Here is a 24,791-nt window from a genome sequence, read left to right as displayed (position 1 = left end):
ATGACGAGCTTGATCGAACAGGCCGCCCAGCGGCTGGAGCAACTGCGTCAGGCAGGCGTGGTGCTGCCGGGCGACGAGCAGGTGGCTGCACCTGCTGGCGAAGCGGCGCCCGCTTCTGCTCCCATGGCACCAGTGCCGGTGATCGCATCGGAGCCGGCGGCATCGGCGGTGGGCATTTCCTTGCAGGACAACGGCTTCCATCCGGCATCCAAGCGTGTCGAACTCGACGTAGTGGCGCTGGCGGCCCAGGGGTTCCTGATGCCGCACATGCCGCGCTCGCAGACCGGCGACCAGTACCGGGTCATCAAGCGGCCGCTGATCAAGAACGCGATGGGGCGCGGTGCCGCCACCATCAACCATGCCAACCTGCTGATGGTGACCAGTGCATTGGCGGGCGAGGGCAAGAGCTTCACCTCCATCAACTTGGCGTTGAGCATTGCCGCTGAGCTGGACAACACCGTCATGCTGGTGGACGCGGACGTGGCGCGCCCGTCGGTGCTGCGCATGCTGGGTCTGCCTCAGGGCCAGGGGCTGCTGGATGTGCTGGAAGAGCGCGTCGACATGTCCGAAGTGCTACTGCGGACCAATGTCGAGAAGCTGACCATCCTGCCCAGCGGCACGCCGCATCCGCGAGCTACGGAGTTGCTGGCCAGCGATGCGATGAGCCAGTTGCTGGACGACATGGCCAAGCGCTACCCGGACCGCATCATCATTTTTGACTCCCCGCCGCTGCTGTTGACGACGGAGTCCCGCGTGCTGGCATCTCACATGGGTCAGATCATCGTGGTCGTCCACGCCGAGAAGACGGCGCAGAGCGCTGTCCAGCAAGCTCTGGCCACCATCGAGACCTGCCCGGTCAAGATGATGCTGCTCAACCAGGCCAGCCCCAATGCCGCGGGTGGCTATGGCTACGGCTATGGCTACGGTTACGGATACGGCTACGGCTATGGATATGGCAGCAATGACTCGGCGCAGAGCTGAGCCGCGCTGCCTTGCCTATGCACTCGCCGCGTGGGCAATCGCGGCGCATGCCCAGGAGGGGGCAGCCCCGTCCGGGGGGATGAGCATCAGGCCGCGGTTGACGGTGATGCAGACCTGGACGGACAACCTCAACCTGTCCCAGGACAAGGATGCGGCGCTGATCACGACGTTGTCGCCTGGCGTCAGCGTCGTCAGCAACAGTGGCACGCTGCGTGGCACGTTGGACTATTCGCTGAATGGCATCGCCTACATCAAGTCCAACCAGCCCGGTCGCGTGCAGAACTCCCTGTCCGCCGCCGGCCAGGCCGAGCTGATCAGTCGTACGCTTTACGTGGACATGCGGGCCAGCATCGGCCAGCAGAGCGCTTCGGCCTTTGCTGCGCAGACGGTGCCTACCCTGGGTTCGCAAGGGGGGGTAAGCAATCTCGCCAACACGAACCAGCATGAGACGGGTACGTTGGGGATCTCACCGTCGCTACGCGGCGTGCTGGGCGGCATTGCGTCCTATGACTTGCGTGGCGACATCACGTACACCGAGGCGCGTGGCACCAGTCTGGGTGATAGTCGGGGTGGAGGGCTCTCGCTGAACGTCACCGAACTGAATGCCGGCTTGTTGGGCTGGTGGCTGCAGGCAAACACGCAGCGTGTGAAGGCCAAGACGGCGCCATCCAATGGCACGAGCAGCCTGAGGGTCGGTGTCAACTACCGTCCCGATCCGGATTGGGCGTTCTCTGCGAATGTGGGGCAAGAACGCAGTGACTACCTGGGCGGGGGCAATCGCAACGGTGCCACGGGTGGCGTGACGGCTGATTGGACGCCAACGCCACGCACCCGCGTCGGCGCCAATTGGCAGAGTCACGAATATGGCGACAGCCATGGCCTGAGCTTCGAGCATCGCTTTGCGCGCATGGTTTGGCGACTGGCCGACTCGCAGACGACCACCCTGGGCAACACGGGCGCCAGCGGCGGTGCACGCAGCTACTACGACATGTTCTTCCTGCTGTTCGCTTCGCAGGAGCCCGATCCCATCAAGCGAGACGTGCTGGTGCGCGCCTATCTGCAGTCGCAAGGCTTGTCGCCGGACGCGCCGGTGGCCAATGGGTTTCTGTCGACCGGACCGAGCCGGCTGCGCAATCAACAACTGGCCGTCACGCTGCAAGGTGTGCGCAACAGCGTCACAGTGCTGGCCAGCCGCACGCTCACGAGGCGCCTTGGGGACAACCTGAATCAGGGCGACTTGGCGAATTCATCGCAGATCGAGCAGCGCTCTTTCTCAATGTCGGCCAGCCATCAACTCAGCCCTCTGTCAGGCATCTCCCTGACGCTGTCGAGGCAGGATTCCGCGGGTGATTTAAGCAGCCAGGCCATGATTCTCACCAGCCTGATGGCCAACTGGAATGCGCGCTTGGGGCCGCGGCTCAGCGCTCAGCTGGGTGCACGCCATAGCCGCTTCCAGGGTCTCATGCCGTACACCGAGAATGCCGTCTACGGCAACCTGACCCAACAGTTCTGACAATGAAACAGCCCTCACGCTCGCGCTGCTCGCCTCCCTCGATGGGTGGGTGCCAGTGGCTGCGGGCGGCAGGGAGCCACTGACATGTACGAAGCCTTCTACGGCCTGAGCAGCAAGCCTTTCCAGCTCAGCCCGGATCCGAACTTCTATTACGGCAGCAAGCAGCACCGCCGGGCCAAGGCCTATCTGGACTACGGCGTGCTGCGCAATGACGGCTTCATCGTCATCACCGGCGAGATCGGTGCCGGCAAGACCACGCTGCTGCGCGGCCTGCTGGACAGCCTGAATCGCAGCAACGTCGTCATCGGCAACGTCGTGACGACCCAGCTCGACGCCGAGGACACGCTGCGCATGGTCGGCGCCGCCTTCGGCGTGCGAGTGAAGGACGCGCCCAAGTCCGAGCTGCTGATGACGCTGGAGGCCTTCTTCGTCAACCAGGTCACGCAGGGCAAGCGCTGCCTGCTCATCGTCGACGAGGCGCAGAACCTCACGCCGCGCGCGGTGGAAGAGCTGCGCATGCTGTCCAACTTCCAGTTCGCCAACCAGTCGTTGCTGCAGACCTTCCTCGTCGGCCAGCCCGAGTTCCGCGGCATCCTGCAGAAGCCCGAGATGGAGCAGTTCCGCCAGCGCGTCGCGGCCACCTGCCACATCGGTCCGTTGGATGAAGACGAGACCCAGCGCTACATGGAACACCGCCTGAAATGCGCGGGTTCCACCGGCAAACCCACCTTCGACCACGACGCCTTCCCGGCCATCCACAAGGCCAGCAACGGCATCCCGCGCCGCATCAACCGCCTCTGCGACCGCCTGCTGCTGCTGGGCTTCATGCAGGGGCGCAGCCACCTGACGTTGGCCGACGTGAAGGAAGTGCTGCGCGACATCGCACAGGAAAGCGAGACGCCCCGCCACAGCGACGTGAGCCCGCTGGACAGCGTGCCCGCCAAGCTGCCGGACAGCCGCCCCGGCGCTCTCGACAGCGCCCCTGGCGCGCTGGACGTCACCAAACTGAAGATGAGCGTGGCCGAGGTGGAGGGCCTGTCCACCGAGATCGCTGCGCTCAGCGCCGACCATCACACGGACCGTCTCCAGCGCCTGGAGCGCAGCATGATGCGCCTGGAGCGCATCAACCTGCAGACGCTGGCGCTTCTGCAGAAGCTCGTCGACGCGGTCAAACAGCATTGAGGTTGCCATGCTGATGCCCAACAAGCACCCCGCCCCGCGCAATGCGATGAGCATCGACGTGGAAGACTACTTCCAGGTCTCCGCCTTCGCGCCTTACATCCGTCGCGAAGACTGGAACGGGCTGGAGTGCCGCGTCGAGCGCAACATCACCCGCATCCTGGCGCTGCTGGCCGAGAAGGACGTCAAGGCCACCTTCTTCACGCTGGGCTGGATCGCCGAGCGCTATCCGCAGGTCGTCAAGGCCATCGTGGCCGGCGGCCATGAGCTGGCCAGCCACGGCTATGGCCACGAGCGCGCCAGCGACTTGAGCCCCGCGGCCTTCCTGGAAGACATCGCCGGTGCCAAGAAGCTGCTGGAAGACCTGGGCGGTGTGCCGGTCGTCGGCTACCGCGCGCCCAGCTTCTCCATCGGCAAGGGCAACCTGTGGGCTTTCGACGTGCTGCGCGACGCGGGCTACCGCTACTCCAGCAGCGTCTACCCCATCGCCCACGACCACTACGGCATGCCCGATTCGCCACGCTTCGCCTACCCGGTGCGCGAGGGTCTGCTGGAGATCCCCGTGACCACGCTGCGAATGGGGTCCAAGAACCTGCCCAGTAGCGGCGGCGGCTACTTCCGGCTGCTGCCCTATGCGCTGTCGCGCTGGATGATCCGGCGCGTCAACGAGGTCGATGGTGAATCGGCCGTCTTCTACTTCCACCCGTGGGAGATCGACCCCGAGCAGCCGCGCGTGGCCGGCGTCGATGCCAAGTCGCGCTTCCGTCACTACGTCAACATCACGCGCACCGAAGGTCGCATCGCCCGCCTGCTGGAAGACTTCCGCTGGGGCCGCATGGACGAGATCTTCCTGGGCCGCGAGACCGCCGCTGCGACAGCGCCCGCGCTGAGCCCCGCCTGAATGAATTCGCCGCTACGCATTGCGCGGCTGACCGCGCAGGACACAGCCTTGTCCGCGCGTTGGGATGCCTTCGTGCAGGCCTGCGCGCAGGCGACGTTCTTCCACCGCAGCGGCTGGCTGCGCGTCATCGAATCGGCCTTCGGCCATCGCTGCTTCTTCCTCTATGCCGAGCGTGATGGCGCCATCGAGGGCGTGCTGCCGCTGGCCGAGATCAAGAGCCGGCTGTTCGGCCACTCGGTCGCCAGCCTGCCGTTCGCCGTCTATGGCGGCGTCGCCGCGCTGAACGACGAGGCCGCGGCGGCGCTGGAGGCTGAGGCCGAGAAGATCGCCAGAGGGCAGGGCGCCGAGCACCTGGAGTACCGCTACCTCGGCGAGACGCGCCACGCCGACTGGCCGCGGCAAGACCTCTACGTCACCTTCCGCAAGGAGATCCTGCCCGACGAGGAGGCCAACATGCTGGCCATCCCGCGCAAGCAGCGGGCGATGGTGCGCAAGGGCATCAAGAACGAGTTGAAGGCCGAGATCGATGCCAACGCCGATCGCTTCTTTGACCTGTATGCCGACAACGTGCTGCGCCACGGGACGCCGGCCATGCCGAAGAAGTACTTCCAGGCGCTGCTGGACGAGTTCGGCGCCGACGCCGAGGTGCTGACCGTCATCGCGCCCGATGGCAAGCCGCTGTCCTCGGTGCTGAGCTTCTACTTCCGCGACGAGGTCCTGCCCTACTACGCCGGCGACGACGAGGCCGCGCGCGACCTCGCGGCCAACGACTTCAAGTACTGGGAGCTGATGCGCCGCGCCTGCGCGCGCGGGCTCAAGGTGTTCGACTACGGCCGCAGCAAGCAGGGCACCGGCCCCTACGCGTTCAAGAAGAACTGGGGCTTCGAGCCGCAGCCGCTGAGCTACGAGTACCGCCTGTTCAAGCGCGACGCGATTCCGCAGAACAACCCGAACAACCCCAAGTACCAGCTGATGATCAAGACGTGGCGCAAGCTGCCGATCGGCGTCGCGAACTGGTTGGGGCCGTTCATCGTGAAGAACCTCGGTTGAGGCGGGGCCCTTGAAGATCCTCTACCTCGTCCACCGCCTGCCTTACCCGCCCAACAAGGGCGACAAGGTGCGCTCGTACCACTTGCTGAAGCATCTGGCGGCGCGGCACGAGGTGCACCTGGGCACCTTCGTCGACGATCCTGACGACGAGCAGCACCTGCCCCGCGTTCGCGAGCTGTGCACCGACCTGCATGTCGCGCGGCTGAACCCGCGTACCGCCAAGTTGCTGAGCCTGCGCGGCCTGCTGACCGGCGAGGCGCTGAGCCTGCCGTACTACCGCGACGCCAGCCTGCAGGCCTGGGTGGACGAGGGTGCTGCGCGTGGCGGCTTCGACGCCGTTGTCGTCTTCAGCGGCGTCATGGCGCAGTACGTGCCGCCCGCGTTGCGCAAGCTGGTGGATTTTGTCGACGTCGACTCCGCCAAGTGGCGCGACTACGCGCCCGAGCACGCCTGGCCCATGTCCTGGCTGTACCGGCGCGAGTTCAGCAAGCTGCTGGCCTTCGAACAGGCCGTGGCCGCCGGCGCGCAATGCAGCTTCTTCGTGACGGACAACGAGGTGGCCTTGTTCCGCGAACTGAGCCCCGGTCGCGACCTGCGGCTGGCCGCTTTGGGCAACGGCGTCGATGCCGAATTCTTCGCACCGGACCCGGTGCGCGCCAGCCCGTTTGCGGCCGGTGAACTGCCGCTGGTCTTCACCGGTGCGATGGACTACTGGCCCAATGTCGACGCCGTGACCTGGTTCGTGCACGACATGCTGCCGGCGCTGCGCGAGCGCTTCCCGGCGCTGCGCTTCCACATCGTCGGCCGCAGCCCGGCGCCGGCCGTGCAGGCGCTGGCCGGCGATTTCGTCAATGTGACCGGCACCGTGCCCGACGTGCGTCCCTACCTGCAGCATGCGGCCGCGGTCGTCGCGCCGCTGCGGTTGGCGCGCGGCATCCAGAACAAGGTGCTGGAGGCGATGGCCATGGCACGCCCGGTCGTGGCCGCCGGCACTTGTGTGCGGGCCATCGCGACCGACACCCAGCCCGGGTTGATCGCTGCCGACGATGCCAGCGGCTATGTCGACCGCATCACGGCGTTGCTGGCGGATGCCGCTGCCGCCAACGCGGCGGGCCGCGCCGCGCGCGAGTTTGTGCTGGGTGCCTACAGTTGGGACGCCCATCTGGCCGGCTTGGACCGCCACCTGGAGGCTGCATGATCGATCTGCCCAAGCCCTGGCGGCTGCCCCTCGTCGGCCTCGCGCTGGCCTGGGCGCTGCTCGTGGTGCTGTACTACGACACCGGCGCGGCCATGGTGGTCATCTGGAACCGCTCCGAGACTTTTGCGCACGCCTGGGTGGTGCCGCCCATCTCCGCCTGGCTGGTCTGGCGCCTGCGCGCCGACCTGGCGGTCGTGACGCCGCGGCCCGCGCTGCGCTGGTTGTGGCTGATGCCGCCGCTGGGCCTGCTGTGGCTGCTGGGCGACCTGGGCTCGGCCAATGCCGCGACGCAGTTCGCCCTGGTGGGCATGATCGTGCTGGCCGTGCCGGCATTGCTGGGCACCGAGGTGGCGCGCCGCATCGCCTTCCCGCTGGGCTTCCTGTTCTTTGCCGTGCCCTTCGGCGACTTCCTGACGCCCTGGCTGATGGAGCGCACGGCCGATTTCACCGTCATCGCGCTGCGGGCGACCGGCATTCCGGTGTTCCGCGAGGCGCTGGAGTTCGTCATCCCGAGCGGCTCCTGGTCGGTCGTGCAGGCCTGCAGCGGCATCCGTTACCTGATGGCGTCGGTCATGGTGGGTGCGCTGTTCGCGTATCTGAACTACCGCTCGTACGCCAAGCGCTGGGCCTTCGTGGGCGTGGCCATCGTGACGCCGCTGGTGGCCAACTGGCTGCGCGCCTACATGATCGTCATGCTGGGCCATCTGTCCGGCAACAAGCTGGCCGTCGGGGTCGATCACATCATCTACGGCTGGGTGTTCTTCGGCATCATCATGCTGGCCATGTTCTGGATCGGGGCGCGCTGGTCCGAGCCCGACCCTGAACACGAGCCGGCATCTCCGCAAGTCGCGGGTGCCGCGGTTTCCGCTGGACGCCTGACGACGGCGCTGGTCGTCGCCATGCTGCTGGCCTTCCTGCCCATCGGCGTTCGCATGCATGTGACCAACATCGGTGCCCATGGGCAACCGCAGCTGGCGGCGCCGGCGCTGCCGGGATGGACGTGGAACAGCGAGCCCATCAGCAGCTGGGCGCCTGTTTTCCAGAACCCTGCTGCGGTGCTGCACGGCCACTACCAGTCGGGCAGCGGCGAGTCCGTGGGCCTGTACGTGGGTTACTACCGCGACCAGCGCTACGGTCGCCAGCTGGTCACGTCGGTCAATGAGCTGACGACCGGGGAGGCATGGTCGCGCACGGCCTATGACCTGACGGCGTTGGGTGAACAGCGCTGGCGACGGGCCGAGTTGCGCGGGCAGGCGCTGTCCGCGGTGACCGGTGGCGGCGACAACGCGCCGCGCATGCGTGTCTGGCAGGTCTACTGGATCAACGGGCAACTCCACACCAGCGACTGGCAGGCCAAGCTGTCAGGCGTCGCGCAGACCTTGATGGGCCGCGGCGACGACGCCGCGGTCGTGCTGGTCTATGCCGACAAGGCGTCAGCCGGCCCCGACGACGCGCGGTTGCGTGAATTCCTCACCGCCAACTGGGCCACGCTGGACACCGCTTTGCGTGGGGTGCGCGACCGCGATGCGGCGCGCCAGCAGTGACAATCACGCGCTTTTTAAAAATCACATCGACGAGAAACGACCCATGAACACGCTCGCAGTCATCGGCCTCGGTTACGTGGGCCTGCCCCTGGTGGTGGAGTTCGGCAAGCAGATCCGCACCATCGGTTTCGACATCGCCAAGAACAAGGTCGAGGCCTGCCAGCGCGGCACCGACCCCAGCCGCGAGCTGAGCGATGAAGAGGTGCAAGCCGCCACCCATGCCGTCTACACGGACGACCCCAAGATGCTGGCCGAGGCCGACGTCATCATCGTCGCCGTGCCCACGCCGGTGGACGAGGCCCACATCCCCGACTTCCGCCCGCTGATCGGCTCCAGCACAAGCGTCGGCCGCCACATGAAGAAGGGCGCCATCGTCGTCTATGAAAGCACGGTGTACCCCGGCGCCACTGAAGAGGTCTGCATCCCCGTGCTGGAGAAGGAGTCCGGCCTGAAGTGGAAGCAGGACTTCTTCGTCGGCTACAGCCCCGAGCGCATCAACCCGGGCGACAAGGAACACACGCTGACCAAGATCCTGAAGATCGTCTCCGGCGACACGCCCGAGACGTTGGACACGGTTGCCAAGGTCTACGAGAAGATCATCGTCCCGGGCGTGCACCGCGCATCCAGCATCAAGGCCGCCGAAGCCGCCAAGGTCATCGAGAACACGCAGCGCGACCTGAACATCGCGCTGATGAACGAACTGGCCATCATCTTCGACAAGATCGGCATCGACACCTCCGAGGTGCTGGAAGCGGCCGGCACGAAGTGGAACTTCCTGAAGTTCAAGCCGGGCCTCGTGGGCGGCCACTGCATCGGCGTGGACCCGTACTACCTGACGCACAAGGCCGACATGCTGGGCTACCACCCGCAGGTCATCCTGGCGGGCCGCCGCATCAACGACGGCATGGGCAAGTTCATCGCCGAGCAGACCATCAAACAGATGATCGCCAGCGGCAGTCCCGTCAAGGGCGCGCGCATCAACGTGCTGGGTCTGACCTTCAAGGAGAACTGCGGCGACCTGCGCAACTCCAAGGTCATCGACATCATCAACGAACTGAAGACCTACGGTGTCGAGATCTTCGTGACCGATGCGCAGGCCGAGGCCGAAGAGGCCATGCACGAGTACGGCGTGCGCCTGATGCCGTTCGAAGACCTGCCGCAGGCCGACGCCATCGTGGCTGCCGTGTCGCACCGCGAGTACGCGGGGCTGAGCGCCGCAGACATCGGCAAGAAGCTCGTCAAGGGAGGAGCCTTCATCGACGTGAAGGCGGCGTTCAATGCGGCTTCGCTGCAGGACGCGGGCTTCCGCGTCTGGCGCCTCTGAACCCGACGGGCGATGCACGACCGCTGGTCGTGCATCTGCTGCACCGCTTCGACACCGGCGGGCTGGAAAACGGCGTCGTCAACGTCATCAACCACCTGCCGGACTTCCGGCATGCCGTGGTGGCGGTGACGGAGATCACCGCGTTCAAGGAGCGCGTGAAGGCGCCGGGTACGCAGTTCTTTGCGTTGAACAAGCCGCCGGGGCAGGGCTTCTGGCTCTACCCGCGCGTCTACAGGCTGCTGCGTGAACTGTGCCCGGCCGTCGTGCACACGCGCAATCTGGGCGCGATGGAGTTCCAGCTGCCCGCGTGGGCCGCACGCGTGCCGCTGCGGGTGCACAGCGAGCATGGCTGGGACACGAACGATCTGGGCGGCGTCAGCGTCACCAACCAGCGTCTGCGCCGCGTCTACGGCGTGGGCACACACCGCTTCATGGCCTTGTCCAAGGCCATCGAGACCTACCTGACCGGACCTGTGGGCTTTGCCCGCGAACGCGTGCTGCGCATCTGCAACGGCGTCGACACGCAGCGCTTTGCGCCGGCGACGGCAGCGCCCGACACCTGGCCGTACCGGCGCGGCGAGCACCTGGTCATTGGTGCCGTGGGCCGCATGCAGGCGGTCAAGGACCCGTTGAACCTCGTCGACGCCTTCCTGCGCCTGCGCGACCTGTGCCCCAGCGACTGGCCCCGACTGCGCCTGGTCATGCTGGGCGGCGGGCCCTTGCTGGAGGCGGCACAGCGGCGTCTGGCGGAGGCTGGGGCCGCGGATCAGGCCTGGCTGCCGGGCGATCGCAGCGATGTCGCGGAGTTGCTGCCTCAGTTCGACATCTTTGCGCTGCCGTCTCGGGCCGAAGGCATCAGCAACACGTTGCTGGAGGCCATGGCCTGCGGTTGCGCGCCGGTGGCGACGGACGTGGGCGGCAATCCCGAGCTGGTGGACGACGGCACCAACGGTTTGCTGGTGCCTTCCCAGGACGCTGAGGCGCTCGCGGCCGCGCTGGCGCGGTTGGTGGGCGAGCCGGGCTTGAGTCAGCGTCTCGCCGAGGCCTCGTTGGCGCGTGTGCGCAGCCAGTTCAGTCTGTCGGGCATGGTCTCGGCCTACGCGGCGCTGTACTCGCAGCGCGCGTAGGCGAGGGCGCTGACGGTCTTCAGCGGGGTGGGCGCGGCGTCGCGAACACCCAGTTGTGCGAGACCCAGAAATTGAAGCCCAGCGCGACGATGGAGCCCACGGCGACGCCCAGCAGCAGCACCAGGGGCGTGGCCCCGAGCAACTGCACGACGACCAGATAGCAGGCGATGTTGATGAACGCGCCGGTGCTGGTGAGCACCACGTAGCGCAACCAGCTGGACGCGCCGCCCTCAGCCTGGAAGGTGAAGCGGCGGTTCAGCCACCACGTCACCGTCGCCGCCACGAGGAAGCCCAGCACGCGTGCCAGCGCCTCGCCCAGGCCCAGCCGGGTGTGCAGCAGCAGCGTCACGCCGGCGTCGGTCACGAAGCCGACGCAGCCCACCAGTCCGAAGCGCAGCAGTCGCGACCGGCGCAGATGCTCGCCCAGAGGCGTCAGGACTCCCATCGTGGGATCTGCAGGTACAGCAGGCGCTTGATCTCCTGGCGCCCGCGCGTGACGGTCTCCAGGATCACGCCGGCGATGAAGAACAGGAAGGCCAGGATCATGATGCCCGTGGACAGGATGGCCGTCGGGAAGCGCGGCACCAGGCCGGTGTTCAAGTACTCCAGCACGACCGGCACCGCCAAGCCCGCCGAGAGCAACGCGAGCAGCACGGCCAGCGTGGAGAAGTAGGCCAGCGGCCGCTCGTGCTTGTAGAGCTGCAGGATCAGCCGCATGATGCGCCAGCCGTCGCGGTAGGTGGACAGCTTGCTCGTCGAGCCTTCGGGGCGCGCGCCATAGGGTGTCTGGACTTCCGTGACGGGCATGCGCAGTTCCAGCGCGTGCACCGTCAGCTCGGTCTCGGTCTCGAAGCCCTTGGACAGCGCCGGGAACGACTTGACGAAGCGGCGCGAGAACACGCGGTAGCCCGACAGGATGTCGGAGAAGCTGCGGCCGAACAGCTTGGCGACGAAGCCGGTCAGCATCGCGTTGCCGAACACGTGGCCGGGGCGGTAAGCCTCGGTCTGCGTGTGCACGCGGCAGCCGACGACCATGTCCAACTGCTCGTCCAGCAGCGTCTGGACCATCCGGGGCGAACTGGCGGCGTCATAGGTGGCGTCACCGTCGACCAGCACGTACACATCGGCCTCGATGTCCGCAAACATGCGGCGCACGACGTTGCCCTTGCCCTGGCGGCGCTCTACGCGAACGATGGCGCCATGCTCACGCGCCACGTCCGTCGTGCGGTCCCTGGAGTTGTTGTCGTAGACGTAGATGGCGGCCTGGGGCAGGGCGGCGCGGAAGTCCTTCACCACCTGGCCGATGGCGACCTCTTCGTTGTAGCAGGGCACGAGCACCGCCACGCGCAGCTTGGGGTCCAGGACGGGAGTCATTCAGTTTTCCTTCAGCGCACTTGATAGAGGGTCACTTCGTAGCTGGGCGCCAGAATGCGGCGCGCGATGTCGGGCGGCAGCAGCGGCGCGATGCGCAAGGCCTTCAGCAGCTGGCCGACGGGCTTCTCGGGGCCCTTCAAGGTCTCGACCTCCACCCAGCCCGGCTGGCGCCGGAACGCCGACACCTCGTCGCGGCAGCGTTTCTGCATCGCGCATTGATCCACGCGCACCGCGCTATAGAACACGAGGTCGCCGGGCGAGGCGGGGGCGCGGCTGACCGTCTGGGCGGGTACGCCGGCCAGGCGGAAGAACTCGCTGGCCCGCTCGAAGGTTTCGATGTCGGTGTGGACCTGCTGCTGCGGGTGCGCGCGCACCCAGCTGACCAGTGCCTGCTCGATGGCCCTGGGCTGCGTGTTCTCCACCGCCAGGCACAGCAGGTTCACGCCCACGACGGCAGTCGCAGCGCCGACGGCCAGGCGCCGCCGCTGCGACGACCAGAGCCGCGCCACCCACCAGGCCGCAAGCACGGCCGCCACCCAGGCCGGCACCATCAGGTAGCGCGGCACGAGGTAGAGCTTGGGATTGGCCGCCACGAACAGGAAGGCCAGGCAGCCCAGGCCCAGAAGGCGCATCAGCAGTTGGCGTTCTGCGTCCCGGGGCTGGCGCCAGAGGCGCCAGATGGCCGGCAGTGCCATCCAGAACAGCAGGCCGTACTTCTGCGACACGAACAACGCGAGGATGGGATCCAGCACGACGTTCACGCTCAGATTGCCTTCCTTGTCCAGCCAGGCGCCGCTGGCCAGCACGCGGTTGACCTCGGCGATGCGGTTCACCGGATCGTGGTTCAGGTCGAGGCTGAAGCGGTACATGGGATTGCCGGTCATCAGCGTCAGGTAGGCCCACTCCGCGCCAACCACGATGACAAAGCCCAGCACGGCCCACGGAATGCGCCTGCGCGCCTGCGGGCCGGCCGCCACGGCGGTGACCGCGCAAGCCAGCAGCGCGCCGGCCGCGGTCTGGCGGTTGATCCAGGCCAGGCCGGCCAGCGCACCGGCCAGCAGCCACAGCGGCGCCGATCCGCGCTGGCCGTCGCGTCGGGGCTCCAGCGCCATGACCAGCAGCCAGAACGTGGTGCCGACGAAGAACAGCTCGGAGACATCCGGGGCCAGATAGGTCGAGTTGACCACCATGCCCGTGGTGGTGATCGCGAACAGTCCGAAGCAGGCGGCGACGCCGAAGCCCAGGTAGCGGTGCAGGGCCCACATCTGCACGCCGACGAAGCCGATGAAGTACAGCAGCGTGGGCAGGCTCACGGAGAGCAGGCTCAGGCCCAGCGTCGAGATCGCGAGCGCGGCAGGCAACGTGATCGTGTGGCGCAGCGTCCAGTGGCTGTTGCCGACATAGAGACCCTGTTCCAGCCAGCCGAGCGCGCCTTGCAGATAGTTTGCGTCGTCGCTGGCCTGGTAGCCCACGAAAAACCGCCACTGCATGAAGGCCAGCCCGGCCGCCAGCAGCCCATAGACCGCCCAGAACACGGCGCGCGACGTGGTGCCGCGGGAATGCAGAGTCGATGGACGGAGTGGCGCCATGGGCGAAACGTGCGGGTAGGGGAGGGGCGCGGAGCGGGGGCCTGACGGCCAATTTGCGCGCCGCGGATCATCGCGGATGACGATTGTGAAGCGCCTGCGCAGCCCCCCCTGTTCACGGGTGGAAACCGTGTGCGAAATCACAAAGGCCGGTGCGCTGGCGGGGTGGGGGCGGCCGCCTCGGTAAGAATCCGTTTTTCCGTGCGCCTACGCAGGCGCGTCAACCACTCTGCATCTCTGTCAGGGCCAACCCATGTGTGGCATCACCGGTCTGTTCGACACCCGCGGCCAGCGCCTCCCGGAGCGCGAGCGCCTGCACCGGATGAACGAGTCCCAGCACCACCGCGGGCCGGATGAGGGCGACCTGCATATCGAGCCGGGCGTCGGCTTCGGCCACCGGCGCCTTTCGGTCATCGACATCGCCACCGGTCAACAGCCCATCTTCAACGACGACAAGTCGGTGGCGCTGGTCTTCAATGGTGAGGTCTACAACTACCTCGAGCTGATGGACGAGCTGCGCGGCCACGGCTATGTGTTCCGCACCAAGAGCGATTCCGAGGCCATCGTGCGCGCCTGGGAGCACTGGGGCGAGGACTGCGTGCACCACCTGCGCGGCATGTTCGCGTTCATGATCCACGACCGCCGCCGCGACTGCCTGTTCATGGCTCGCGACCGCCTGGGCGTGAAGCCGCTGCACTACGCGCTGACCGAGGACGGCTGGCTGCTGTTCGGCTCCGAGCTGAAGAGCCTGATGGCTCACGGTGGCCTGCGCCAGGAGATCGACCCGCGCGCCGTCGAAGCCTATTTCGCGCTGGGCTATGTGCCCGACCCCTGGACCATCTACCGCCACGCGCAGAAGCTGGCCCCCGGCCATCGCCTGCTCGTCAAGCGCGGCCAGCCGCTGGGCGAGCCGCAGCGCTACTGGGACGTCAAGTTCACGCTGGATGCCAAGATCGGCGAAGAGGAAGCCGCCGAGGAACTGCGCCGCCGCGTCAGCGAGTCGGTCAAGCTGCGGCTGAAGGCCGAGGTGCCGCTGGGGGCCTTCCTGTCCGGCGGCGTCGATTCGAGCGCCGTCGTGGCCGCGATGGCGCAGCTGGACGACCAGCCCGTCAACACCTGCTCCATCGGCTTCGACGATCCCAAGTTCAACGAGACCGAGTTCGCGCAGCAGGTGGCGGACCGCTACCGCACCAACCATCGCGTCGAGGTCGTCAACAGCGACGACTTCGGTCTGGTGGACCTGCTGGCCCACCTGTACGACGAGCCCTATGCCGACTCGTCCGCCATCCCGACCTATCGCGTCTGCGAGCTGGCGCGCAAGCATGTGACCGTGGCGCTGAGCGGCGATGGCGGCGACGAGAGCCTGGGGGGCTACCGCCGCTACAAGATGCACATGATGGAAGAGCGCATGCGCAGCGCCTTCCCGCTGGCCTTGCGCAAGGGCGTGTTCGGCCCGCTCGCCAAGCTGTACCCGAAGGCCGACTGGGCACCGCGCGTGTTCCGCGCCAAGACCACCTTCCAGGCCATTGCCCGCAATTCGGTCGATGCCTACTTCAACACCATGGGTCTGGTGCGCGACCCGCTGCGCCAGCAGTTGTTCAGCGACGGCTTCAAGCGCGACCTGCAGGGCTGGCACGCCAGCGAGGTGTTCCACCACCACGCACGCCGCGCCAACACGGACGATCCGCTGGCGTTGATCCAGTACCTGGACATGCACACCTATCTGCCGGGCGACATCAACACCAAGGTCGACCGCGCCAGCATGGCCCACAGCCTGGAGGTGCGCGAGCCGCTGATGGACCACCCGCTGGTGGAGTGGGTGGCGACGCTGCCGTCCGACCTGAAGCTGCGTGGCCAGGAAGGCAAGTACATCTTCAAGAAATCGCTGGAGCCACAGCTGCCGCACGACGTGCTCTACCGGCCCAAGATGGGCTTCGCCGTGCCGCTGGCGCGCTGGCTGCGCGGCCCCCTGCGCGAGCAGACGCGCAACGCGCTGCAGCACGGCGCGCTGGCACAGACCGGCTGGTTCAACCAGAGCACCATCGCCCGCCTGCTGGACCAGCATGAGCGCGGCGCGATGGACCATGCCCAGCCGCTGTGGGTGCTGCTGATGTTCGACGCCTTCCTGCGCAATGCAGGCCTGGGCGCCGCACCGGCGCGCGCAGCCGCCTAAGACATTCAAAGGAAGAACAACGATGAAGGTTTCGGTTTTCGGTCTGGGCTATGTGGGCGCCGTGTCCTGCGCCTGCCTGCCTGAACTCGGCCATGACGTGGTGGGCGTGGACATCAACCCGCTCAAGGTCGAGCTGATCGCGTCGGGGCAGTCGCCCGTCGTCGAGGTGGGCATCGAGGAGCTGATAGGCGCCGCGGTGAAGGCTGGCAAGCTGACCGCCACGAAGGATGTGGCCGCCGCCGTGCGTGACACCGAGATCTCGCTGATCTCCGTCGCCACGCCGGCCTTGCCCAACTTCATGCCCGACCTGACCGCGCTGGACGCGGTCGTGGGTCAGATCGGCGCCGAGATCGCCAAGAAGGACGGCCACCACACGCTGGTCATCCGCAGCACGGTGGCGCCCGGCACCACGCGCGAGCGCATCGCGCCGCTGCTGGAAAAAGCCGTGGGCCGCCAGATCGGCGACCGGTTGTCGCTGGTCTTCAACCCCGAGTTCCTCCGCGAGGGCTCGTCGGTGGCCGATTTCCACAACCCGCCGCAGACCATCGTCGGCAGCCTGGACGAGGCCGGCGTCGAGGTCATGAAGCGCTTGTATGCCGGCGTGCCGGGGAACTTCGTCGCGGCCGACGTGGGTGTGGCCGAGTCGGTCAAGTACCTGTGCAACGTCTTCCACGCGCTGAAGATCGTCTTCGCCAACGAGGCCGGCGCCGTGCTGAAGGAGACGGGCCTGGACTCGCGCGACGTGCTGGACCTGTTCTGCCGCGACACGCAGCTCAACATCTCCAAGGCCTATCTGCGCCCCGGCTTCGCGTTCGGCGGCTCCTGCCTGCCCAAGGAGGTCAAGGGCTTCCTGACCATCGCCCGCGAGCGCGGCGTGGACATTCCCGTGCTGGGCGCGCTGCTGGACAGCAATGACGCCCACATCGGCCGCGCCTACGAGCTGATCGCCGCCAACGGCCGCAAGCCGGTGGCGCTGTTCGGCCTGGCCTTCAAGCCCGGCACCGACGACCTGCGCGATTCGCCGCTGGTCGTGCTGGCGGAGAAGCTGCTCGGCAAGGGCTTCGACCTCGCCATCTACGACAAGTTCGTCAAGATCGCGCGGCTGCTGGGCAAGAACAAGGAATACATCGACCGCGAGATTCCCCACCTCGACAAGCTGCTGCAAGAGACGCCCGACGCGGTGCTGGCGCGCGCCGAGATCGTCGTGGTGGGCCATGCGGACGCCGAGACGCGCCAGCGCATCATCGCGCTGGCCAAGGGCGCGCGCATCGTGGACCTCAACGGCTACGCCGACCTGCGTGACGCCGGCTTTGCCGAGTACGAGGGCATCTGCTGGTGAGCCAGCTCCGGGTCGCGTTCATCTCGCCGGTCTTCCTGTTCCCGGCCGACGCCGGCGGCAAGATCCGCACGGGCAACATCCTGCGCGGCCTGAAGGAGAGCGGCCGGTTCGATATCACGCTGCTGTCGCCCGCAACGGCCGAGCAGCAGCGCGAATGGCAGGGTGAGCTGGACAAGCAATGCGACCGCTTCGTCGGCTGGGCGCCCAGCCCGCCGCGTCCGCGCTGGCAGCGCGCACCGGATCTGCTGTCGTCGCTGCCCATCAACGTGGCCGCCGACCGCACGCCGGCCGCCGTCGAAGCCGTTGAGAAGCTACTGGCGGCCGAGCGCTTCGACGTGGTGGTGTTCGACTTTGTCCATGCGGCCGTGTTGCGGCCCGCCAAGCTCAACGGCGCGACGGTCTGCTTCACGCACAACGTCGAGGCCGAGATCTTCGAGCGTCATGCCAAGACGGCCGCCAGCGCGCCACTGCGGTGGCTGTGGGCCTCGCAGGCGGCCAAGATGCGCCGCTTCGAGCGCGAGGAGTTGGCCCGCTTCACGCGTGTGGTGGCCGTGTCCGAGCGCGACGCGAAGAAGTTCGCCGCCGACGGCCTGACGACGGCGCGTGCCATCCCCACCGGCGTGGATCTGGACTTCTTCTCCTGGCAGGTGCCGGCCGATGGAGCACCCACCGTCGTCTTCACGGGCTCCATGGACTGGGAAGCCAATGTCGACGGCATCCGCTTCTACATCGAAGAGGTGTGGCCGCTGGTGCGCGCCAAGGTGCCCGCGGCGCAGCTGCGCGTCGTTGGCAAGAACCCGCCGCAGGCGCTTGTGCAGCGCAATGTGCCTGGCGTGAGCTTCACCGGCTTCGTTGACGACGTGCGTGACCATGCGCGCGACGCGCAGGCCTTCGTCATCCCGCTGCGCGTAGGCGGCGGCACCCGCATCAAGGCCTTCGAGGCCATGGCCATGGGCTTGCCGGTCGTGTCGACCAGCATCGGCATCGAGGGCCTGGATGTCGAGGACGGCAATCATTTCCTGCGTGCCGACAGTGCCGAGTCGTTGGCGGAAGCCACCTGCCGGCTGATTGCCGACGGCGAGTTGCGCCTGAAGCTGTCGCGCGCTGCGCGCGAACTGGTGGAAGCCCAGTTCGGCCACCGCGTCGCGGCCGAGGTGTTCGGTCGCATCCTCGTCGAGGCCGTGGAGGCTTCGCGATGAAGCCGTTGAAGATCCTGACCTTCTCGACGCTGTTCCCCAGCAGCGTGCGGCCCAGTCATGGCATCTTCGTCGAGACGCGGCTGCGCGAGTTGCTGAAAAGCGGCCAGGTCGAGTCCCGCGTCATCGCGCCTGTGCCCTGGTTCCCGTCCACGAATCCGCGCTGGGGCGACTACGCCAAGTTCGCCGCCACGCCGGCACGTGAGCAGCGCAACGGCATCGACGTGCTGCACCCGCGTTATCTGCTGCTGCCGAAGGTGGGCATGACGTCAGCGCCGCTGACGCTGGCGCTGGGTGCGCGCGCTGCAGTACAGAAGCTGCTGGACGAGGGCTTCGACTTCGACGTCATTGACGCGCACTACTACTACCCCGACGGTGTGGCCGCGGCCCTGCTGGCCAAGTGGTTCAACAAGCCGCTGACCATCACCGCCCGGGGCACCGACCTGAACCTGATTCCGCAGTACCCGCTGCCCAAGCGCATGATCGAGTGGGCTGCGAACCGCGCGGCCGGCTCCATCGGTGTCTGCGCGGCGCTGATGGACGTGCTGCGCGGCTGGGGGCATGACCCGGCGCGCCTGCATGTGCTGCGCAACGGCGTGGACCTGGAGCGCTTTCGTCCGCTGCCGCAGGCGAACATGCGCGCCGAACTGGGTGTTCAGGGCGAACCGCTGCTGCTGTCGGTCGGTCACCTGATCGAACGCAAGGGCCACCACGTCGCCATCGAGGCGCTGGCTGAGCTGGCGAGGAACCGCCCCGGCGCCCGCCTTGTCGTCATCGGCGAAGGTGAGGAGCGGGCGGCGCTGACGGCCTTGGCACAGCGCCTGGGCGTCGCCGACAAGGTCCGTCTGACGGGCTCGCTGCCCAACACCGACCTGCTGAAGTGGTACAGCGCGGCCGACGTGCTGCTGCTGTGCTCCAGCCGCGAGGGTTGGGCCAACGTGCTGCTGGAGTCCATGGCCTGTGGCACGCCGGTGGTCGCCACCGACATCTGGGGCACGCCCGAGGTCGTGGCGGCGGCGGAGGCTGGGCAACTGGTGGCGCAGCGGACGGGTGCCGCGTTTGCCGCGGCCATCGAGGCGCTGCAGGCCGGCGGCATCGACCGGGCCGCAACGCGCCGCTACGCCGAAGGCTTCAGCTGGCAGGCCACGACGACTGGACAGCTGGACCTGTTCCATGCCATCAAGGAGGCAGCGCACCATGCGTGACCTGGTCCTGCTGATCGTCGTGGGCTGGTGCTTCCTGCAAGCCTTCCGCCGGCCGTGGATAGGCATCATGTGCTGGACCTGGCTCAGCATCATGAATCCGCATCAGTTGAGCTGGCGGATGAGCACCATGCCCTTGGCGGCCGCCATCGGCGGGGCGACGCTGATCGGTCTGTTCATCTCGAAAGACCGGCGCGACTACTCAACAAGCCGTGAAAGCATCGTGCTGATGATGTTCATGGCCTGGATGTGCATCACGCTGCCGTTCTCGATTCTTTTTGACGAGAGCTACGAGTGGTGGAAGCGCGTCATGAAGATCGACCTGATGATTCTTGTGTCGCTGGTGCTGTTGCACAGCAAGCGCCACATGATGCTGCTGGCCTGGGTGCTGGTGTTTTCCATCGGCTTCTTCGGCGTCAAGGGGGGAGTGTTCACGCTGGCCACCGGCGGCAGCTACAAGGTCTGGGGACCGGCGAACACCTACATCGAAGGCAACAACGAGATCGCGCTGGCCATCGTCGTCGTCATCCCGCTGATGCGCTTCCTGCAGATGCAGATGCAGGCTAAATGGGCCAAGGTCACGATGACCTGTTGCATGGTGGCGATGGCGATGGCGGCGCTGGGCAGCCACTCGCGCGGCGCCTTGCTTGCCATTGCGGCCATGGGTCTGGTGCTGTGGTGGCGGGGCAAGAACAAGATAGTGGGTGCCATCGTCATGGTGGTGGTGGCCGTCGCGCTGCTGTCCGTCATGCCAGCCGAATGGTGGCAGCGCATGAACACCATCAAGACCTACGAAGAGGATGCCTCCGCCATGGGACGCATCAACGCCTGGTGGATGGCCTTCAACCTGGCCAAGGACCGGTTCTTCGGTGGTGGCTTCTACATCTGGACGGGCAGCATCTTCCAGATGTATGCGCCCGACCCCACCGACCCGCATGCGGCGCACAGCATCTACTTCATGGTGCTGGGCGAGCAAGGCTTCATCGGCCTGTTTCTGTTCCTGACCCTGTTCACGATGGCGTTCTTCACCGCTGGCACCTTGCGTACGCAAGGGCGGGAGCGACCGCAGACGCAATGGCTGTCCGATCTCGGCGGCATGTTGCAGGTGAGCCTGGCGGGTTACGCGGTGGGTGGCGCCTTCCTTTCCTTGAGCTACTGGGATCTGCCGTACAACCTGGTCATCCTGGCCGTTGTCGGCAAGCGCTGGCTGGACCGCAAGGAATGGCAGCGCGAAGCGGAAGAGCCGCTCATTTACTGGCCCGAGTTCCTGAAGAAGCGCTTCGAGAAGAAGAAAGCCATTCCGCCGCCATGAAAGCCTTGTTCAGCCTGCTGTCTCCTTCGGGTGCGAACGCGCGCCTGACGGTGTTGATCTTTCATCGCGTGGTGCGCGAGCCGGACCCGCTGTTCCCGGACGAAGTCGACGCTGCGCGCTTCGACGAATTGCTGGGGTGGATCAAATCCTGGTTCAACGTGTTGCCCCTGGATACGGCGATCCGCCAGTTGCAGGACGGCAGCCTGCCCGCGCGCGCCGCGGCGCTCAGCTTCGACGATGGTTACGCCGACAACCATGACGTGGCACTGCCGCTGCTGCGCAAGCACGGTTTGCCGTGCAGCTTCTTCGTGGCCACCGGCTTCCTGGATGGCGGCCGCATGTGGAACGACACGTTGATCGAGGCGGTGCGCCTGAGCAGCCTGCCGACGCTGGACCTGCGTGGCTTGGTGGACGGGCGGGGTGACGACCTCGGTCAGCACATGCTGGGTGACGACGGTGGCCGCCGTGCGGCTCTGGGGCGCCTCATCGAGCGCGTCAAGTACCTGCCGCCTGAGCCTCGCGTTGTCTGCGTCGACGCCATCGCGGCGCGTGCCGAGGTCCAACCGCCCAACGACCTGATGATGAGCAGTGGCCAGGTGCGTGCGCTGCGCGCGGCCGGCATGCAGATCGGCGCACACACGGTCAGCCATCCCATTCTTGCCAAGCTCAGCGTGCAGCAGGCAGGCGACGAGATCGGTCGCAGCCGAGACGTGCTGCAGGCCTTGCTGGGTGAGGAGGTCGGGATGTTTGCCTACCCCAACGGCAAGCCCGGCACGGACTACCTGCCTGAAGTGCATCCGGCCCTTGTGCGGGAACTCGGTTTCGACTCCGCGGTATCTACTCGTTGGGCGGCCGCGCGCGGTTCGGACGATGTCTTTCAGATCCCGCGGTTCACACCCTGGGACAGAGATCGGCTGAAGTTCGGCGCGCGCTTGCTCAGGAACTTCTTCCAAGGCGCAACCGGTGTCGCATCGGCCAGGGCTGCCTACTAGGAGCCCCGGATGATCTCGTGCATCGAAGGGGTGCTTGGATGACGCGTTCGCTGCTGTTCATCGCCTATCTGTATCCGCCATTTGCCAATTCAGGGACCCGGCGCTCGCTTGAGTTCGCCAACCATCTGCCCGACTGCGGCTGGCAACCCACCGTGCTGACGCTGACGAGCCCCAAGCCCAGGGATCTGGATGTGCGGCTGCTGGACGAGGTTCGCGCCGGTACGCGCGTGCTGCGAGCTCCGCACGCCAGCGAGCGTTGGGCGCGGCGCGTGAGCGCCTTCGCGCCGGCTTCGCATCGCGCGCGCGTGTTCGACGCCGTCAAATGGCGCCTGGACGAGCTATGGACCGTGCCCGACGACTGCGCCATGTGGCGCAGTGAAGCCGTGGAAACCGCACTTCGCGCTCATCGTGAAACGCCGTTCGATGCCATCCTGGCGACGGGCTCGCCTTGGACCTCGTTCCTGGTGGCGCATGACGTCGCGCGACGGACCGGCTTGCCCTACGTGCTCGACTACCGTGATCAATGGCGATCCAACGGCAGCTTGCCGTGGGAGAACGACAGTCGTTTGCAGCGATGGTTGGGCCCCCATCTGGAGCGCCGTGCGGCGTCCAAGGCGGCGGCCATCGTTACCGTGACGCCCACGCTGGCGGAGGAACTCAAATCCCATACCTGCCGCAGCGAAATCGAATGCGTCACGAATGGCTTCGAACCCAAGGACTTTGCAGATCTGCCGGCGCGGCCTTCTGACGGTTTGGTGCGGGTGAGCTATGCGGGCGTCTGGCGACCGGGCTATGGCCTTGATCTCCTCTATCGCGCCGTGCAACGGCTGAAGCAGGCCGGCGCGGCGGGCTTGTCGAGGCTGCGGGTCGACGTGGCGGGATTCCCGCCGGGGCCTGCCGCGGAGTTTGGCATCCAGGATGTGGTGCACGAGCAGGGACGCGTCACCCACACGGCCGCGTTGCGCCTGATGATGGACGCGGACCTTGTTTTCCTGCCGGTTCCGAACGGCTTTTATGCCCGCGCTTCGCTGCCCGGCAAGCTGTTCGAGTACCTCGGCAGCGGGCGCCCCATCCTCGCGGCCGCGCCCGCGGACAGCGAGGTGGCGCGCGTGATCGAAGACGTGGGCGGGGGACGCCAGATCGGGCCCGGCGATGTCGAGGCTGCTGCTGCCGTGCTCGCCGACCTGTGTGCCGGCCGCGCGCTGTCGGGCTTCACGGCCCAACGCCCGGAGCGGCTTGCGGCTTACACGCGGGCCGCAACCGCACGACAACTGGGCGGCATCCTGGACAAGGCGATCCAGTCGTGAGCCAAGGAACAGGTGTTCGCCGTGCATTGGCGTTCTCGTTCATCGAGCGCTGGCTCGGCATCATCATCGGGCTGGGCAGCAATGTGCTGCTGGCTCGGCTTCTGACGCCCGCGCAGGTCGGCATCTTCTCCGTCAGCTTGTCCGTCATCGGCGTGGCGCAGGTGTTGCGCGACTTTGGCGTCGTGAACTACCTGATCCAGGAGAAAGACCTGCAGCAGGACTCACTGCGCACCGCCTACGGGCTGTCGCTGCTGCTGGGCTTCACGCTGTTCGCGGGCGTGTTTGCTGCGGCGCCATTCGTGGCGGCCTTCTACCACGAGGAACTGGTGCGCGACACGCTGCGAGTCTGCGCCATCAATTTCCTGCTGCTGCCTTTCGCCACCGTCACGATGGCGTTGATGCGGCGCGAGATGGCTTTTCGGGCCCTGGCCGTCATCGGCCTGTCGAGTGCCGGGCTGGGTGCCTGCGTCAGCGTCGGCTTGGCCTGGGCGGGGCATGGCGTCATGGCACTGGCCATCGGTGCCGTCGTCACGAACGCGACCAATTGCATCGGCGTGTGGATCGCGCGCCCGGAGACGCTGCGCTTGAGGCCCAACCTGAAGGCCTGGCGCCGGCTGCTGGGTTTTGGTGCGCAGAGCTCATTGACGGGCGTCGTCACCTCGGTGTCGATGGACGTCAACGATCTCGCCGTCGGCAAGGTGATGGGCTTCGAGCCGGTGGCCATCATCAGCAAGGCACAGGGGCTGATGCAGCTGTTTCATCGCGATGTCATGGCGGCCATCCGCAATGTGGCCTACCCAGCGTATGCCAAGGCGGTGCGGGACGGGGAAGACCTGGAGGCGCAGTACCTGACCGGCGTTACTCATGTCACGGCCACGGCGTGGCCGTTCTACGGTTTCGTGAGCCTGTACGCGCTGGAGACGCTTCGGCTGCTCTTCGGCAGCCAGTGGGACAGCGCCGCGGCACTGGTGCCCTGGTACTGCCTGTGCGGCGCCGTGGCGGCCACGGCCAATCTGATCGGCCCGGTAATGCTGGCAGCGGGGCGCATCGATTTGCTGACCAAGGTCGAGTTGTTCTGGCAACCGCTGCGGGCGGCGATGATCGTGCTGGCTGCAGTCTGGTTCGAGTCCATGCTGGCCTGTGCCATCGCGCTGCTGCTGGCGTTGGCGTTGCAGGTGCCATTGCTGTACGCGGCCAAAGCTCGATTTATGCAGAACAATTGGAGCGTCTGGCGGCGCAATCTGGCCAGCAGCGCCGGCGCGGCGCTGATCAGCCTGGGAGCGCCGGCGGCCATCGCCTGGCACTATGGGCTGGATCGCAACGCGCCCATGCCTGCTGTCGCCTTTGTGCTGGCCATCGTGCTTTGTATGCTGACCTGGATCCCCGGCCTGTTGTTGGTCAGGCATCCGCTGACTCAGGATCCCGTGTTCCAGAAGCTCTGGAGGACGGTGACCAGATCTCGCCGTACCTAATTTCGTAGTTGGAGATTCGCG

General features: G+C 66.8%; 20 protein-coding genes. 17 read left to right on the top strand and 3 right to left on the bottom strand.

What is annotated here, in order from left to right; all coding sequences use genetic code 11:
- The 9 genes from J2X21_RS16630 to J2X21_RS16590 all read left to right on the top strand — a co-directional run bounded on the left by J2X21_RS16630 (position 1) and on the right by J2X21_RS16590 (position 10,817).
- Complete coding sequence (locus J2X21_RS16630) at positions 1-981, top strand: XrtA-associated tyrosine autokinase (protein WP_310330466.1); 981 nt, start codon at positions 1-3, stop codon at positions 979-981.
- Positions 890-2,494 carry a TIGR03016 family PEP-CTERM system-associated outer membrane protein gene (locus tag J2X21_RS16625; protein WP_310330464.1) on the top strand — a complete coding sequence of 535 codons (1,605 nt, stop codon included), beginning with the start codon at positions 890-892 and terminating at the stop codon, positions 2,492-2,494. Before J2X21_RS16630 ends, J2X21_RS16625 begins: the two co-directional genes overlap by 92 nt.
- Before the next feature lie 84 nt (positions 2,495-2,578).
- Positions 2,579-3,676, top strand: a complete 1,098-nt coding sequence (locus J2X21_RS16620) for an XrtA/PEP-CTERM system-associated ATPase (RefSeq protein WP_310330462.1) — start codon at positions 2,579-2,581, stop codon at positions 3,674-3,676.
- 7 nt (positions 3,677-3,683) lie between these two features.
- Positions 3,684-4,574, top strand: coding sequence for an XrtA system polysaccharide deacetylase (locus J2X21_RS16615; RefSeq protein ID WP_310330460.1), 891 nt, complete (start codon positions 3,684-3,686; stop codon positions 4,572-4,574).
- On the top strand, positions 4,575-5,624 hold the full coding sequence (locus tag J2X21_RS16610; RefSeq protein ID WP_310330458.1) for a FemAB family XrtA/PEP-CTERM system-associated protein: 1,050 nt from the start codon (positions 4,575-4,577) through the stop codon (positions 5,622-5,624).
- 10 nt (positions 5,625-5,634) lie between these two features.
- Positions 5,635-6,822, top strand: coding sequence for a TIGR03087 family PEP-CTERM/XrtA system glycosyltransferase (locus tag J2X21_RS16605; protein ID WP_310330457.1), 1,188 nt, complete (start codon positions 5,635-5,637; stop codon positions 6,820-6,822).
- On the top strand, positions 6,819-8,366 hold the full coding sequence (gene xrtA, locus J2X21_RS16600; protein ID WP_310330456.1) for an exosortase A: 1,548 nt from the start codon (positions 6,819-6,821) through the stop codon (positions 8,364-8,366). Before J2X21_RS16605 ends, xrtA begins: the two co-directional genes overlap by 4 nt.
- A 43-nt stretch (positions 8,367-8,409) precedes the next feature.
- Positions 8,410-9,690 (top strand): nucleotide sugar dehydrogenase, encoded by a 1,281-nt coding sequence (locus J2X21_RS16595; protein WP_310330455.1) that lies wholly within the window; start codon positions 8,410-8,412, stop codon positions 9,688-9,690.
- Between the two features lie 29 nt (positions 9,691-9,719).
- Positions 9,720-10,817: a TIGR03088 family PEP-CTERM/XrtA system glycosyltransferase gene (locus J2X21_RS16590; protein WP_310330454.1), complete on the top strand. Its 1,098-nt coding sequence runs from the start codon at positions 9,720-9,722 to the stop codon at positions 10,815-10,817.
- A gap of 19 nt (positions 10,818-10,836) precedes the next feature.
- Here the strand turns inward: J2X21_RS16590 and J2X21_RS16585 are convergent, their stop codons facing one another.
- The 3 genes from J2X21_RS16585 to J2X21_RS16575 are packed head-to-tail and all read right to left on the bottom strand — an operon-like array spanning position 10,837 to position 13,780.
- Positions 10,837-11,262 carry a GtrA family protein gene (locus J2X21_RS16585; RefSeq protein ID WP_310330452.1) on the bottom strand — a complete coding sequence of 142 codons (426 nt, stop codon included), beginning with the start codon at positions 11,260-11,262 and terminating at the stop codon, positions 10,837-10,839.
- On the bottom strand, positions 11,250-12,191 hold the full coding sequence (locus J2X21_RS16580; RefSeq protein WP_310330451.1) for a glycosyltransferase family 2 protein: 942 nt from the start codon (positions 12,189-12,191) through the stop codon (positions 11,250-11,252). The genes J2X21_RS16585 and J2X21_RS16580 overlap by 13 nt, the downstream gene beginning before the upstream one ends.
- 11 nt (positions 12,192-12,202) lie before the next feature.
- Complete coding sequence (locus J2X21_RS16575) at positions 12,203-13,780, bottom strand: hypothetical protein (RefSeq protein ID WP_310330450.1); 1,578 nt, start codon at positions 13,778-13,780, stop codon at positions 12,203-12,205.
- Between the two features lie 250 nt (positions 13,781-14,030).
- Between J2X21_RS16575 and J2X21_RS16570 the strand changes: the two genes are divergently transcribed.
- Genes J2X21_RS16570 through J2X21_RS16535 form a run of 8 tightly spaced genes read left to right on the top strand, consistent with a single transcriptional unit; the run spans position 14,031 to position 24,770 of the window.
- A complete protein-coding gene (locus J2X21_RS16570; protein WP_310330449.1) occupies positions 14,031-15,950 on the top strand; it encodes an XrtA/PEP-CTERM system amidotransferase in 1,920 nt (639 codons plus the stop codon).
- A gap of 22 nt (positions 15,951-15,972) precedes the next feature.
- A complete protein-coding gene (locus J2X21_RS16565) occupies positions 15,973-17,289 on the top strand; it encodes a nucleotide sugar dehydrogenase (protein ID WP_310330447.1) in 1,317 nt (438 codons plus the stop codon).
- On the top strand, positions 17,286-18,488 hold the full coding sequence (locus J2X21_RS16560; RefSeq protein WP_310330445.1) for a glycosyltransferase family 4 protein: 1,203 nt from the start codon (positions 17,286-17,288) through the stop codon (positions 18,486-18,488). The genes J2X21_RS16565 and J2X21_RS16560 overlap by 4 nt, the downstream gene beginning before the upstream one ends.
- Positions 18,485-19,690 carry a glycosyltransferase family 4 protein gene (locus tag J2X21_RS16555; RefSeq protein ID WP_310330443.1) on the top strand — a complete coding sequence of 402 codons (1,206 nt, stop codon included), beginning with the start codon at positions 18,485-18,487 and terminating at the stop codon, positions 19,688-19,690. Before J2X21_RS16560 ends, J2X21_RS16555 begins: the two co-directional genes overlap by 4 nt.
- Positions 19,683-20,999, top strand: coding sequence for a putative O-glycosylation ligase, exosortase A system-associated (locus tag J2X21_RS16550; RefSeq protein WP_310330442.1), 1,317 nt, complete (start codon positions 19,683-19,685; stop codon positions 20,997-20,999). Before J2X21_RS16555 ends, J2X21_RS16550 begins: the two co-directional genes overlap by 8 nt.
- Positions 20,996-21,991, top strand: coding sequence for a polysaccharide deacetylase family protein (locus J2X21_RS16545; protein WP_310330440.1), 996 nt, complete (start codon positions 20,996-20,998; stop codon positions 21,989-21,991). The genes J2X21_RS16550 and J2X21_RS16545 overlap by 4 nt, the downstream gene beginning before the upstream one ends.
- Before the next feature lie 38 nt (positions 21,992-22,029).
- Positions 22,030-23,298 carry a glycosyltransferase gene (locus tag J2X21_RS16540; protein WP_310330438.1) on the top strand — a complete coding sequence of 423 codons (1,269 nt, stop codon included), beginning with the start codon at positions 22,030-22,032 and terminating at the stop codon, positions 23,296-23,298.
- Positions 23,295-24,770, top strand: coding sequence for a lipopolysaccharide biosynthesis protein (locus J2X21_RS16535; RefSeq protein ID WP_310330437.1), 1,476 nt, complete (start codon positions 23,295-23,297; stop codon positions 24,768-24,770). Before J2X21_RS16540 ends, J2X21_RS16535 begins: the two co-directional genes overlap by 4 nt.
- Positions 24,771-24,791 lie beyond the last annotated feature (21 nt).

The sequence above is a fragment of the Roseateles asaccharophilus genome, assembly GCF_031458115.1.
GTDB classification, from domain to species: Bacteria; Pseudomonadota; Gammaproteobacteria; order Burkholderiales; family Burkholderiaceae_C; genus Pelomonas; species Pelomonas asaccharophilus_A.
This window is presented reverse-complemented; position numbering and strand designations above follow the sequence as displayed.

What these genes read in the sequence shown, in the direction of transcription:
- J2X21_RS16630 (WP_310330466.1), top strand. Translation starts at nt 1, where the DNA reads ATGACGAGCTTGATCGAACAGGCCGCCCAGCGGCTGGAGCAACTGCGT.
- J2X21_RS16625 (WP_310330464.1), top strand. Translation starts at nt 890, where the DNA reads ATGCCGCGGGTGGCTATGGCTACGGCTATGGCTACGGTTACGGATACG.
- J2X21_RS16620 (WP_310330462.1), top strand. Translation starts at nt 2,579, where the DNA reads ATGTACGAAGCCTTCTACGGCCTGAGCAGCAAGCCTTTCCAGCTCAGC.
- J2X21_RS16615 (WP_310330460.1), top strand. Translation starts at nt 3,684, where the DNA reads ATGCTGATGCCCAACAAGCACCCCGCCCCGCGCAATGCGATGAGCATC.
- J2X21_RS16610 (WP_310330458.1), top strand. Translation starts at nt 4,575, where the DNA reads ATGAATTCGCCGCTACGCATTGCGCGGCTGACCGCGCAGGACACAGCC.
- xrtA (WP_310330456.1), top strand. Translation starts at nt 6,819, where the DNA reads ATGATCGATCTGCCCAAGCCCTGGCGGCTGCCCCTCGTCGGCCTCGCG.
- J2X21_RS16595 (WP_310330455.1), top strand. Translation starts at nt 8,410, where the DNA reads ATGAACACGCTCGCAGTCATCGGCCTCGGTTACGTGGGCCTGCCCCTG.
- J2X21_RS16585 (WP_310330452.1), bottom strand. Translation starts at nt 11,262, where the DNA reads ATGGGAGTCCTGACGCCTCTGGGCGAGCATCTGCGCCGGTCGCGACTG.
- J2X21_RS16580 (WP_310330451.1), bottom strand. Translation starts at nt 12,191, where the DNA reads ATGACTCCCGTCCTGGACCCCAAGCTGCGCGTGGCGGTGCTCGTGCCC.
- J2X21_RS16575 (WP_310330450.1), bottom strand. Translation starts at nt 13,780, where the DNA reads ATGGCGCCACTCCGTCCATCGACTCTGCATTCCCGCGGCACCACGTCG.
- J2X21_RS16570 (WP_310330449.1), top strand. Translation starts at nt 14,031, where the DNA reads ATGTGTGGCATCACCGGTCTGTTCGACACCCGCGGCCAGCGCCTCCCG.
- J2X21_RS16565 (WP_310330447.1), top strand. Translation starts at nt 15,973, where the DNA reads ATGAAGGTTTCGGTTTTCGGTCTGGGCTATGTGGGCGCCGTGTCCTGC.
- J2X21_RS16555 (WP_310330443.1), top strand. Translation starts at nt 18,485, where the DNA reads ATGAAGCCGTTGAAGATCCTGACCTTCTCGACGCTGTTCCCCAGCAGC.
- J2X21_RS16550 (WP_310330442.1), top strand. Translation starts at nt 19,683, where the DNA reads ATGCGTGACCTGGTCCTGCTGATCGTCGTGGGCTGGTGCTTCCTGCAA.
- J2X21_RS16545 (WP_310330440.1), top strand. Translation starts at nt 20,996, where the DNA reads ATGAAAGCCTTGTTCAGCCTGCTGTCTCCTTCGGGTGCGAACGCGCGC.
- J2X21_RS16540 (WP_310330438.1), top strand. Translation starts at nt 22,030, where the DNA reads ATGACGCGTTCGCTGCTGTTCATCGCCTATCTGTATCCGCCATTTGCC.